Origin of the sequence: Bradyrhizobium sp. BWC-3-1, from assembly GCF_032917965.1 — a bacterium.
GTDB lineage: Bacteria > Pseudomonadota > Alphaproteobacteria > Rhizobiales > Xanthobacteraceae > Bradyrhizobium > Bradyrhizobium canariense_D.
Genome location: NZ_CP136625.1, coordinates 5810027 through 5823012, shown reverse-complemented (window position 1 = coordinate 5823012; position 12986 = coordinate 5810027). Strand labels below are relative to the sequence as shown.

The window sequence follows — 12986 nt, the reverse complement described above, 5'->3', positions numbered from 1 at the left end:
TCGGAAGGAAGATGGATGAGGGCAGTGATCGTCGGTGCGGGAATGGGCGGGTTGATGACGGCCTTGGCGCTGCGTCAGTCGGGAGGGTTCGCATCGGTCGATGTCTACGAGCAAACGAAGGTGCCTAGCACCGCAGGCGCCGGGTTGAACATCCCGCCCAACGAGGCGCGAATATGTCGTTGGCTAGGCGTCGACCTGGATGGGGGAGATTCCAAAGGCCCCGACGGGGTCATTGACGGCGGCCGCGCGGCAATCCTGGAGTCGACACGACAGTTCAACGCAGATGGGAGCGTGACAAAGAGGCCATTCGATCATGTCACCGCCGCAGGCGACGGCGCCGGCTTTCATCACATGCACAGGCTGGACCTTTTGATGTGCCTGTACAAGCGAGTGTCCGACTTCGGTATCGACAGCGGCGCGCCATGCCCGATCGCGGTGCACATGGACTGCAGACTGACGCAGCTGCGTCAGACCGCAGGCGAGGTAATAGCGACCTTTTCGAATGGTCGAACCGCCACGGGAGAGCTTCTCGTAGGTGCGGACGGGATCAACTCTGCGACGTTACAGCTGGCGTGGCCGAATTCGCGTCCCAAGCGTTGGACGGAGGTAACCTGCTTTCGAGGACTCATTCCGCGGACGGGGGTTGCGTCCCTCCGCAAAGCGAACGGTAACCCGCTGGACCACAATCCCATCAACTCCTTCAGCATGGACCGCCATCGGGCGGATAGGAGCGGCGCGACCACGTACTGGGTACGCGGCGGCGAGTTGTTGAACGTGTGGATCGCGCGTTATGAGCCTGAGTCCGCCGCGTTCGAGCAGGAGGAGGGCGACTGGTTTCCCGTCAGTCAGCAGGAGATCGTTCGCGAGGTCGGGGAGGCATTCGCGGGCCATCCCAGCAGAGACGACCTCATCGCTCTGTCGGGGGCGATCGTTCGTCCTACCAAGTGGGGTCTCTACGATCGCGATGCGCTCGAAACCTGGGTGCAGGGCCGCATCTGCCTGCTCGGTGACGCGGCGCACCCGATGCTTCCCACATTCGGTCAAGGAGCTGCTCAGTCCTTCGAAGACGCCGCCGCCCTTGCCAGCGCCTTTGCGCTTCACCAGCGCGATGTGCCTACAGCCTTGTTGCACTACGAACGCGTGCGGCATTACCGCGCTACCCGCTTTCAATTGGGATCCAAATTCGCCTTCGACCATTTGCGAGCGAAGGACACCGCTGAGCAGAAGGCGCTACTGGAGAGACTCGATGAGCGTGTGAGTCCTGCCTTTGCCCATGATAAGCGCGGCGGCGAGGACGATTCCTGGATCTACGCCTACGACGCCCGCAAGATCGGCAGCGAGTTGCCTGCCAAGAGGCTAGGTCCGTGGGACTTCCGCCGAACCGCCAAGGTAAGGTACGGTGGGATCAAGCTCTGGATGCCCGCCAATCCGGCGAAGGGTACGCGCCGCGTCACGCGCGAAGAGGTCGCTCTGCACAACACACAGAACGACTGCTGGATCATCATCTCGGGAAAAGTTTATGACATCACCGAGTGGGCCCCTCATCACCCTGGCGGCGCTGGAATCGCACGAATGTACGCTGGCAAGGAGGCCACTGCCGAATTCGGTGACTATCACAGCACCGAGGCCGTCGCGCACATGGCAAATTTTTGCGTGGGCGCTCTCGTCGAGAATTGAACCACCTCGTCGTAGCCGGGCACTTGGCGGCACTGCCGTAGGCCGCATCCGAGCCGCGCCATCGACCCGCCTCGCACATCGCGAAGAGCATTCCGACAACCGGTAGACTTCCAAATATCGTGCCGGCTCGCGACGGCTGAGGCGCACGACATTCGCGGGCCAACGCACTTACCGTCACGCGAGACGACCGCATCGGTCGCCGAGGCGAGTAATGCCATTCGAGTTCTGGTCGTGGAGGATGAAGCTCGGATCTGCAGCTTGATCGAGGACGCCTTTTCGACGGCGGTTTCGAGGTGCCTACTTGATCAATTCGGGGGACGGTCGCGCGGACGACGAACCGGCCGCGCGAGTAGCCGGCGGAAACCGAGGCTCGCAATCCTCGACCTGCGCCTCGAGGAAGCCGTTCGCGACAATGAGCGCCTTGACCGCCTCCCGGGTGTCTCGACCGCAGGCAGCGATGGCCTGGTCGGCGGCAGCCTCCAATTCGAACGGTGCCGGTCGGGATGGCTCCCGATCCCGATTCACTAACCCAAGTCTACCTAAGTATGGTCACTTCATACCTGCGCGCGATGGCGCCGACCAAGGGCTAATGTTACTGATACATCCAGACTGAAAAGTAACGGAACCGGCCCTGCGAGCCGGCAGTTGCGGGACGAGACCGGCGGCGTAGCGCCCGCCGGCCCTTCTCCCGATCTAGCGGCGCTTCGCCGCTCAACTGACGCTTACGGCCGTAGTTAGTGCAGAGAGTCCGCCATGAGAAACATCGCCGACCTCCTGATGTGGTTCAGACGGGGAAGCCAATGCGTGTCCAATACTCAGGTTGCAGCTATGGCTGAAGATCGATCCAGCATGGCTGATTTTGTCCGGATCCTGCAGGCCTGCGATCAAGCCCAGTAAGACAGGGGTTTGGTGCGAGCGCGGCAGTCCGTGATGCGGACGTCCGAGCAAACCAAAGCCAAGACCTCACACCACACCGCGTCCAGCTGTTTATGCCTAGCACGTCCGTTCAGGGTCAAACGGCGACAAGAGCAGAGGACTCTGATTTGCAGCTTCTGGCAAACTGCGGAAGTCACTCGGCTCCAGCCTTGGTTCAGTTCGGCGCTGATGTCAGTCAGCCCCAACGGTTCGCGCCGCATACAATGAAGCTAGCGCGGGATTCTGCTAGGCCCGGGCCGGGCCCAGCAACCGCCTGCCGAGACATCCAATGACTTCGCACTCTTGATTGGCCCCGCGCCGCGCTGCCAGCAACATGAACCGCCTGCATGTCCTGTTCCTGCAGGGCACCCGCCGCATTGACAATGACATCAACGCCGGCAAGAGCGTCCTTCCATTTCGAAGCGTCGGTGGTCCGACCATATCGAGGGTGATGTGGTGCGTATTAGGTGCCGGCGGGTGGCGCGACACCAATACGCATTCGGGCCCTTCGGCGGACAGTCTGGCCTGGATTGCCGATCGAACAAGCCCCGTGCCACCAACGAGACGGATGCGCATTGACTGGTCCTTCGATCGGCGGCGGCTTTCGCAAACTGCTGATCGAACAATTAAAGGTGCGGACGGTTAAAGCACGCTGACGCAATCGTTCCTCGCGGCGGAACAGGTGAGTTGGCCGCAAGCAGCGCCTTATCGTTGGCAAGCATCGCTTTTCGAGCGCACGACGATCGCCATCGACGTTGCGGCGTCATCGACATCGACGGCAGGTCATTCAAAGGGCCAGATCCGGCATTACGGCTTCCACTTCGTGCCGCTTAGTCGAAGATCTCTTGAATCGGTGACATGTCGGCTTTCGGCGGCAAACCACAAGTAAGTTCAGCCTAGCATCTACCGCTGCTGTTGACTCCAAGCAGATGAAGCCTTGGTATGGGTATACGACTGCCGAACCCGTCGAACTGGGCCAGGGACTTGCGGGAGCACAACCACATTCTTGGTGAGCTCTTAGCCAGTGTTTCTGACCGCCTCTGCCAGCATGGAGTAGAGCTGCTGCTTGCTGAATTCCTTGGGCGGCTGCCTCTGCACTGCGTTCCGCGACACCTTCCGTGCGACTGGACGGGCGCAGGCAGCCGACGAGGTCGGCCTCAGCTTCGGGCGCGGCCTTATCTTGGGCGTTGCTGTGGGCGGCTTGTGGCCGCGCTTCAAGCCCAGACGGGTCAGCATGCCGCAGACCGCATTACGACTGCACCCGAGGCGACGCGCAATCTGCGCCGCGCTCTGTCCTGCGGACCAGAGCCTGTTGAGGAGCGCTATGTCTTTCGCATCCCAGCCCATGAGAGATATTATAGCGCCGACTGCCGAACACGCCAGTCTAGTCTTCGTCTGGCTCGCGCACGACCGGCGGTTCGTCAGCGTCATCTTCCTCTTCGTCGTCCTCGTCGTCTTCATCGGGATCTCTTGGCGGCATCGCGGTGCCCATAAGCACAAGCGGTGTCCAGTAGATCGCGGTGGTGGAAAATGCTTCGAAGGTATGTTGCTTCATGTGGCTGCTACTCCTCGAGAATACGCGTAGTCGCATATTCATGGCGGACGGCACGCGCGTCCAGGGCGCGATCGGTGCAAACGAGATGGAAACATCAAGTCGACGACATGAGCAAAGGAGGGCAACCGGCACGCAAATGGCGGCGTTTTCAGCTACTTTATGCCCGAGAACTCATTCGGCTCTATGTTCACCAAAACCTCGCCGGTGGTGATTTCGGGAACTCCAAGATCGAGGTCATGTAGACTTGCTTGAACAAACGCGAGTATCTTGGCGTTCGCTGCATTGGCGCTTTCGCGATCGTCAAATATCATCACGGCGATACCAACGCCGTCGCCCGCATCCAGAACTTGGTAAGATCTGAAGCCGTGCGATTGCCTTAGGATCTGGCCGACGCCGCTCTTGGCGCGGCGAGCGGCGTCCGCTACCGAACGAACCTTGGTGTACTTGCGAATGACCATGTACATGAGGCCACCATGCACCACACGCCTCGACGCATCAAAGCATATCGGTCCCGGTCGGACTAGGGCCAACTTCCGAGACCGGGCCACAGTGTCCGGCTAGGCGAACCGGGCAACGCGCCTTTTCCAATGAGTCCTCCTCGCCCTGCGCATGGGGCGAGGTGCTGAGGCTCAGGACCCCTCGAACTTGAACGATACGTTGAGCTTGGCGCGATAGGCCTCGATCTTTCCCTTGTCATCGAGCTGCATATCCAGCTTGACGACCTCTGCAATGCGAAGATCTCGGAGAGATTTTGCAGCTTGCTCGACCGCATTCGCGGCGGCCTTCTCCCACGAGTCGTTGCTGGTACCGACCAGTTCAATGACCTTGTAGACGCTGTCAGGCATGTCGTCCTCCTGTCCGGGATGACGAAGGAAATCTAGCATCAGGATCTCGACCCCGATACGGGGATGCCGTCCGGAGCCGGAAAGGGACAAAAATTGCATTTGGCGGGGGCAGCTTTTGGCCGGAGCCAACCTGCCGGGCCAGCGCCATCATGTCCGCTCCTAGCGAGCAGACGGAAAAACGTCCGGGTGCCTGTCACTTTCCTGTTTGACCCGGTGCCGACCATTTCAGTCTCGGGTCACTCGATCGCGGCTGCTGAGACTAACCAAAAATACGAACCGGCTAAGCCGTCCAAGCCCCTGGCTCCGGCGCTTGCCACGAGGCAGGGATTCGCATCCGTGCTGGCTTGCCCTTGTCCACCTGCTCTAGCGACGGTCTGTAAATAGCTATCGGTCAGATCTCATGACTTGCCGCGGAAGCAGGAGCACTACATTGATCTGGCGATCGAGGATCGTCGTGGCGATGATCGTCGTCTTCGAACTCATCGTGGCGGAGCATTTAACTTAGTGCTAGAGACAACCCTCGCTCAGGCCCGCAGACCGGCATTACATCCACAATCTTGCCTCCCGACCGGTTGCGCTTTCACATTGCCATGCCAGCGTGGAGATCGGTCCAAATCTTACCGAAGCGTCGCCCATCAACCGGGTGGTTGCGTCGCGGACCGAGGACAGGATCGTCGCCCGGCGAAACGTGGACGGCTCGATTAATTGAGCGCGCTGCCGCGTATTGTCGCCAAAGTGCTAGACGAGCTTATGAATTCGGAGGCCAGGCGCGCAATTAATCCATAACGCTGCCAGATTTAAGCCGCATGGGGCCCATATCGCCGCGAAGGCTTTGCCGGTGAGGACGCATTGGGGCGAATATCGGTGTTCGCAGTGCAATAGATCTTGCTCACTGTCTATTCGGTCTTGAACGAGGAGCAGAAGCCCTCCGTGGCCGCGTCGTTCCTTCTTGCTCGCAATTTGCGTTCGACCTTTATGGATCACTCTGCCTCGAGCTTCATGCCTTTCGGCTCGGCCAGAGATCAAAGAGCGTCAAGATGTTCTGCCGACCCCCGCCGCCCTGGAGCAGGACAACGCTAAGGCGCGCAAAACGCACAACCTGTTTTGCCCAGTCGCCTCGTGATCCCTCAACCGTTCTGCGACAGCTTGGTGATTTAATCCCCGCCGCGGCGGCCGGGATCGGCAGGGCTGTGATCGACTTGATCTTCTCGATCGCAAAGCGCGAGGTGCGTGCTCGAAGTTGGAACCAGCAATCCGGCCATAATCAAGAAGCGTCGGCAGGGTGGGCTGGTACGGTGAAGTGAAAAATTGCGCCGTGGGGCTGGTTGCGCGTCACCCACAAGCGTCCGGCATGCGCTTCGATAATCGAACGACAGATCGACAGTCCCACCCCCAAACCGCTGGGCTTCGTCGTGTAGAAGGGGGCGAAGGCGTGCTCGAAGGTTTCAGAGCTCATCCCCGGTCCCGAGTCCTTCACCTCGACGAGAACACCGTCCGGTGCACCCTGCGCGGTGGTGATCAGCACTTTCTTGGCTCCATTCGCGACCGTGCCGATTGCCTGGACAGCGTTGATAATCAGGTTGAGAACCACTTGTTGCAATTGGACGCGGTCGCCCTCGACAAGCGGTAAGCTGTCTGCAAATTCCGTCTGCACTGAGATGCCGTTCTTCATCGCTTCGCCGCGGGTAAGCTCAATAACGTCCCTGATCGCCTCATTGATGTCCAAGCGATCCTTCCGGGGCGGTGCTTTTTTTACGAGATCGCGAATTCGTTGGATGATGTCGCTGGCCCGAGCGGTATCGTTCATAAGCCAGTCCAGTGATTCCCTGACCCTCTCAAGATCCGGCGGATTTCTGTCCAGGAATCGCGCGGCCGCACCAGCATTCATGGATGCCGCGGCAATCGGCTGGCTCACTTCATGCGCGATCGAGGCCGTGAGTTCGCCCATGGTGGCGAGGCGGTTAGCGTGCGCAAGCTCCTTCTGTATCTCGCGCAGCGCCTCTGCGGCCCGCTTCTGTTCGGTGATGTGCCGTCCAACGCCGCGATAACCGATGAAGTGCCCGGACTTGTCGAGCACCGGTAGCCCGGAGACGGACACGTAGCGCTTGCCGCCATCGGGCGTAGGGCGCGCGAGCTCGAAATCGCGGAACGGCAGGTGGGCATCGAGCGTCTCCCGATGCTTGCGCCAAGCCTCCTCGTCGGGCTCCAAGTAGGGCACTTCCCAGCGCGTCTTACCAAGTTCAGAGCCCGACGCGGGTGCGTCGACCATGCCTTCGGCGAATTCCTGGCGAATGAAACAATGCCGCGCATCGGATTCCCAGTACACGTCGAAAGAGAACTGTACGAGAGTCCGGAAACGCTCCTCGCTCTCCTGCAGAGCCACTTCCGATCGTTTGCGCTCCGTCAGGTCAACGACAAAGGAGACGCCCTGGTCTCGTTGTTCGTCGAACGCAGCCATGCCGATCAACACCGACACGCGGCTTCCGTCCTTGCGGAAATACTCTTTCTCGAACGGCTGCACGCTACCCATCTTTTTTAGTTCTGGGATCCACCATCGCTCGTGGCGGTCGAGCCATTCAGGCGGCGTCAGGTCAGTCCAGCGCAGGCGGCCCGAAACGAGATCCTCGCGGTCGTATCCCACGATGCTGAGAAACGCATCGTTGGCCTCCAGAATCGAACCTTCAAGCTCCCAGATGATGATTCCGATGATGTTGGCATCGACAAGGCGTCGGATTTTCGCTTCCCGTTCTCCGAGATCGCGGTACAAAGCCGCATTTTCCAGCGCGATTGCTGCCTGTGAGGCGAGCAGCTTCAGCACCGCAATTCGCGCCGGTGCAACAACGTAGGGCGTCAGTGTGTTCTCGAGGTAAAGCACGCCGATAACTTTCGCACGGTTGATCAGGGGCATGCAGAGAATGGAACGAGCGTTGCGCTGATTAACGTAGGGGTCCGTGGCGAAGGGAGGCTGGACCGTGGCATCCTCGAGAACCGCGCACTCTCTGGTTCGCAGTACGTAATGGAGAACGGATTCGGGAAGGAGATCCGCGGTCACCGCTGTATTGCGCATTTCAACAGTAACTTTATCGCCGGTTGTGGTGGCTTCCGCTTCGATGCGCGGCTCGGTGTCGTGCGACAGGATCAGCAGACCGCGTTCAGCCCCTGCTTGTTCGATGGCAGTGCGCATGAGCGTCTCGATAAGCGTCTCCAGAACCATCTCACCTGACACCGCTTCCGACACCTTGATGACAGTGGCGAGGTCGAGATGCTCGACCGGCGCTCCAATCGTGCTCATCGGGCCTGGCTCTGATCTCGCCTCCTTGAGGTGCGGATGCATATCCTCAAGTTGCCGCACTTTGCCGTCTGCCCCCCAACGAACATAGCAGTCGCGCGCTCTCCGCAAATAGATGCCAGAAAATTCTTCGAAACCACGCTCGCCGTAAAACCGCGCGGCCAATTCATAAGCGAGCGCCTCGTGGTGGACGAAACCGTTGTCGCGAGCGGAGCGGATGGCTTGTTCATAGAGACGCTCCGCGTCCAGTTCTCTGCCTTGGAGACGGGCGATCTCGGCGCCGGTTAGAATAGCGCGGTCCGCGAAATTCTCCGGGCAATTCTGTGCCCACAAATCGAGCTGCGTGTGGTGCCCAGTCAGGGCCTCAAGGTGCCCTTGACGTTGTTCGGGGTGTGCCGAATTCCAGCATGCAGCGTGCGATAGCGCTGCATAGAACTCGTATTCCACCGTCTCGAGTAGCTGCGGTGGTGACCACGGCAGTCTCCGTGCCTTCGATGCGGCGTCGACGGCCGCCGAATAGTCGCCGGCAAAGAAGCACGCTTGCAGCTTGCGGATCCAATACCAGCTCTCGGGCAGCGCGAATGCCGGATCGGCGGCCAAACGCCGTTCGAACCGAAGCTCGTCCGACGGGTCGTCGTGCAGAGCGCCGAAACGCCGCGTCAGGCCGCGCAGCATACGGATTAGCCCAACCTGCGGCATTATGATGTGGGCCACCAACGCAAACTTCGCCTTCTTGCTCAACTGCAACCCGTGCTCGGCTTCGCGCTGCGCTTCTGCAAGCGCATCGCCCGCCGCAAGGAAATTCGTATTCAAGCTGGCGCAGCTGAAGGCCGCGAACGTGACATCGCCACTGCTGCTCGCGGCCTCAAATGCCCGCTGAAAGGCGTCTCGGGCATGCTGGAGCTGCTTGGTCCATGAAAGGACAAGGTTGCCATAGTTCAGGTAGGTCCTGGCGTGCACGCGCGAAAATCCGCACCGCTCGACCAGCTCAGTGCCGATACGGCTGAATCGAAGGCCCGCCTGATAGTCGCCGAAGCGCGCGCCGGCAATGGCGCCGAACATGACGTAAGGAACGCATGAAGCATCGTTGTTCCCCCACTCGAGGCTGATCTCCACCGCTTTTAGGGCCACCAGTGAGCGAAGGTTCGCATCAGTGAAAAACGCCGGCGGCATGAGCGCCGTCAAAAGATCTATGGTCGCTAGTGCGAGTGCATCACTCATTAGCGGCAGATCCAATAGCTCCTCGACCGACCGATTCGCGAGCCGAGATCGGACGTGCTCGTATTCGCGTCGGACGTCATCATCGCTTGGGTGGACTACCCATCGAATCCCGAGTTGTTCCAGATAGCTGAGACCGGTGCTAACCGCGCGGTCCGGCTCACTGAGCGCCGTATACAGATCCACCCGGCGGCGCGCGACGACAGCAAGGTCGGCGGCGGTCGCGGTTCGCGTCGTCAGCTCCTGTAAGCGCTGTTCTGCCTCCAGGACCGAGCCGGTCACGAACTCGCATTCGGCGCGATGCAACTCGAACGCAAAGGCAAGCTGCTGGCGTTGTTCCCAGCAGTCGTCTGGTAACATTGCGGCACCGGCAGCGGCATAGTTGAGCGATGCCGCGTAGGCCGCCGCCCCCCACGCGCGCAGGCTGGCTGTCAGATTAAGCTCTGCGAGTTGCTCGCGTTCGTCTCGCGAGGTGATCAAGGACTCGCCACGGTTGAGCTGGTTGACGATCTCGAAAATAGCCTTCTCCCACTTCTCCCGGGGGGTCTGCGCCAGTAGCTCCCGACCGATTCGCAAATGCAGCGCCGCGCGTTGATCATCAGCAATCAGCGAGTAGGCGGCTTCGTGCACTCGATCGTGGACAAACCGATACACTCCTGGCTGGTGCTCGACCAATTCCTGGCGAATGGCCTCCCACAGATCCGCGTGTACCCGCTGCTCGGAGCGACCGAGGACGATCGAAATTGTCCTCGTGTCGGCGACGTTGCCGAGACAGGCCAGCCGCTGCAGCGTGATCTGCGTCTCGGCAGGCAGGCGGGTCAGCTTTGCGATCATCAGATCCACGACATTGTCGGTGTGGCCCTTGACGCGAATGCGAGCGAGATCCCAGCACCAGAACCGTGCGTCATGATCGAAGCGGACCAATCCCTCTTCGGCAAGCGCCTGAAGGAATTGAATCACAAAGAATGGGTTGCCGGCCGTCTTATCGTGAATCAACTTCGCGAGTGGCGCGGCACGCTTCGAATTGCAGCGAAGAGTATCGGAAATCAAACGCGAAATGTGTGAGCTGGCAAGCGGCGCTAGAATGATCTGCTGCACGTTAGCGCCAGCACTCTTTATGGCCTCAAGCCTGTACCACAATGGATGAGCGACAGTGACCTCGTTGTCGCGAAAGGCGCCGATGAGCATCAGGTATTGCAGATCGGAGCGGGTTAAAAGGTCCTCAACCAGATCGAGCGTGGCGGCATCGACCCACTGGAGATCGTCGAGGAACAACGCCAATGGATGCTCGGACTGTGCGAATACCCCTATGAAGCGCCGGAGCACGAGACGGAAGCGGTTCTGTGCTTGCTGCGGGGGGAGCTCAGGGACGGGTGGCTGCTCTCCGACGATCAGCCGCAATTCGGGGATCAGGTCGGTAACGAATCGTCCATTGGCGCCCAGCGCACCATGAAGCGCTTGGCGCCAGTGCGTCAGCTCGGCTTCGTTCTTGCTCAGAAGGAACCGCACGAGGCTCTGAAAAGCCTCCACTACCGTTGAATAGGGAATATCGCGTTTGTATTGGTCGAACTTGCCTGATGCGAACAGCCCGTGGGACGGAACAAGGCGACGATGGAGCTCATTGACTACCGAGGATTTACCAACGCCGGAATAGCCGGTAACCAGCATCAATTCCGGCGCGCCGCTCTTGATCATCCGGTCAAAGGCGGCCAGCATGGCTTCAATCTCGCGGTCCCGTCCGTAGAGCTTCTCAGGGATCCGCAGTCGGTCGGGCGTGTCGTATTGTGCGAGCGCAAACTCTTCGACGCGGCCTCCGGTTTCCCATTCGATCAGGCAGCGGCGTAGATCATGTTCGAGGCCTGAAGCGCTCTGGTAGCGTTGCTCGGCGGATTTGGCGAGCAGCTTGAGGACTATGGTCGAGATTGCAGCCGGTACAGTGCTTACCCGCTCGCCGGGCGCCACTGGCTTCCGCGCAATGTGGCAATGCACCCACTCCATGGAATGTGCCGCTGAGAACGGCAACGAGCCGGTCAGCATCTGATAGAGCGTAACGCCAAGTGAATAGAGGTCACTGCGGAAATCGATCGAGCGGTTCATCCATCCGGTCTGTTCGGGCGCCATGTAGGGCAGCGTGCCCACGATGAATTCCGGCGGCCCAGGGGCGCGTCGCTCGCGGGCGAGGCGCGAGGCGATACCGAACCCGGTGAACCGGACCCGTTCGTCCTCGCAGTTCACCATAATATGCGCCGGCTTCACGTCCTTGTGGACGAGGCCGCGTTGGTGCACCTTGTTCAGGGCTGCGGCGATGCCGATCGCGAGCTGCAAAAAGCGTCCGATGTCCATGGGCGCACCAAGCAACTGTTCGAGCGGCTGGCCACCAGGATCCTCAAGCAGCAGCACTGGACGGTCACCATCGCACTCCAGCCCGAGCGGCCGCATTGCCCAGGTCTCATCTAATTGGTCTTTCAGCGCAAACTCGTGACCAAGACGATCGAGGAGGCCGGACGAAGCGTGTTTCGCCTTGGGAAGTACCGCCAATACAGTTCTGCATGCGCCATCGGAAGCCGGACGCAATGGCCGACAAAAGATGCGGTCATCGTCCTCCCATAGCACTTGGAACCTGCTGTCCATGCGCATCAACCCAAAACACTGGGTTCAACCCCGAAGCCTCCGCGTGACCAATGTCAGGTGAGGAGGTACTGTGTTGCGCTCTGTGGCCACATCGACACTGCCATAAAAGCGGGGTTCTGCCCAGCGTAAGCTGCGGCGCCAGGCAGATGACGGCGAGAAAGCTGAAGTGGCGCTAGCCGGACATCAACCGTGATCGCGCGCGAGCCGGCGGGCGAATTCAGCGGTGTATCGAACTCGAAATATGCTGCCCGATGCGTCGCCACAACTTCTGCTGGCCGTCCGGACCGGCTCGAATGCGAACGGCTTCTGCGGCTCAGGTGTGGTCTGGGCACCGGATTGCTGTGCGGTGCGGCCCACGAGCTGATTGGCTCATAAAGCGGACGCGCACCGCCTTTGATTTCGGTCGCCGGCCTTCATCCTACTCAGTGGTAACAATCCGTGGTTAATGTCACCATCATTCAGAATTCAGAGCTATCGGATGTAGGCGCGCCAGCCGCTGACAGCGCCCTTTACATCCCGCGGGGTCGATTGGCGTCGGCGCTGGCGTTTCGGTTCTCATGTTGTGCGCGGATCGGCCGATCCGTCGACCGTGCAGGCCACAGCCTCAAATAGCAGTTTGAGATAGTTGCAGGTCCTGATTTGCACTTATGCGGCTGTGTCGTTGGTTCGTTGGTTCGAACGTTTGTGAGATAGCACGACGTCCGAGGACACTTCCTGAAAGTAGCTCAAGCTTGCCATGATGGACTGGAGCGAGAGAGGATGATCGTACCGGTGGTCATCCGCGCAGAGGGTTGAATTGCTGGTCGGCATCGTGAGGTCCTCCCCAGGCGGCGCGGGAGAGGTTTGTGCCCGTTAA

Annotated in this window: 6 protein-coding genes; 1 reads left to right on the top strand and 5 read right to left on the bottom strand. The window is 60.1% G+C overall.

Translation table 11 applies throughout. From position 1 onward, the window contains the following. Nucleotides 1-15 precede the first annotated feature (15 nt). Entirely contained in the window at nucleotides 16-1677 is a 1662-nt protein-coding gene (locus tag RX329_RS28290) for a cytochrome b5 domain-containing protein (protein ID WP_317244627.1), read from the top strand. A 1932-nt stretch (nucleotides 1678-3609) separates the two neighbouring features. Here the strand turns inward: RX329_RS28290 and RX329_RS28285 are convergent. The 5 genes from RX329_RS28285 to RX329_RS28265 form a co-directional block, all read right to left on the bottom strand. Beyond that, entirely contained in the window at nucleotides 3610-3939 is a 330-nt protein-coding gene (locus RX329_RS28285; protein ID WP_085350875.1) for a GcrA family cell cycle regulator, read from the bottom strand. A gap of 37 nt (nucleotides 3940-3976) precedes the next feature. Next, nucleotides 3977-4147 carry a hypothetical protein gene (locus RX329_RS28280; protein ID WP_317244626.1) on the bottom strand — a complete coding sequence of 57 codons (171 nt, stop codon included), beginning with the start codon at nucleotides 4145-4147 and terminating at the stop codon, nucleotides 3977-3979. A 152-nt stretch (nucleotides 4148-4299) separates the two neighbouring features. Then, the gene (locus tag RX329_RS28275) at nucleotides 4300-4611 is read right to left on the bottom strand and encodes a hypothetical protein (RefSeq protein ID WP_018458802.1); all 312 of its coding nucleotides are present in this window, start codon (nucleotides 4609-4611) and stop codon (nucleotides 4300-4302) included. A gap of 165 nt (nucleotides 4612-4776) precedes the next feature. Then, entirely contained in the window at nucleotides 4777-4992 is a 216-nt protein-coding gene (locus RX329_RS28270) for a dodecin family protein (RefSeq protein ID WP_317244625.1), read from the bottom strand. A 1264-nt stretch (nucleotides 4993-6256) separates the two neighbouring features. Continuing rightward, nucleotides 6257-12136 (bottom strand): AAA family ATPase, encoded by a 5880-nt coding sequence (locus RX329_RS28265; protein WP_317244624.1) that lies wholly within the window; start codon nucleotides 12134-12136, stop codon nucleotides 6257-6259. Nucleotides 12137-12986: the final 850 nt, after the last annotated feature.

Bases quoted from the DNA above. Each gene is read 5' to 3' on its own strand.
- RX329_RS28290 (WP_317244627.1), top strand. From the start codon at position 16: ATGAGGGCAGTGATCGTCGGTGCGGGAATGGGCGGGTTGATGACGGCC.
- RX329_RS28285 (WP_085350875.1), bottom strand. From the start codon at position 3,939: ATGGGCTGGGATGCGAAAGACATAGCGCTCCTCAACAGGCTCTGGTCC.
- RX329_RS28280 (WP_317244626.1), bottom strand. From the start codon at position 4,147: ATGAAGCAACATACCTTCGAAGCATTTTCCACCACCGCGATCTACTGG.
- RX329_RS28275 (WP_018458802.1), bottom strand. From the start codon at position 4,611: ATGTACATGGTCATTCGCAAGTACACCAAGGTTCGTTCGGTAGCGGAC.
- RX329_RS28270 (WP_317244625.1), bottom strand. From the start codon at position 4,992: ATGCCTGACAGCGTCTACAAGGTCATTGAACTGGTCGGTACCAGCAAC.
- RX329_RS28265 (WP_317244624.1), bottom strand. From the start codon at position 12,136: ATGCGCATGGACAGCAGGTTCCAAGTGCTATGGGAGGACGATGACCGC.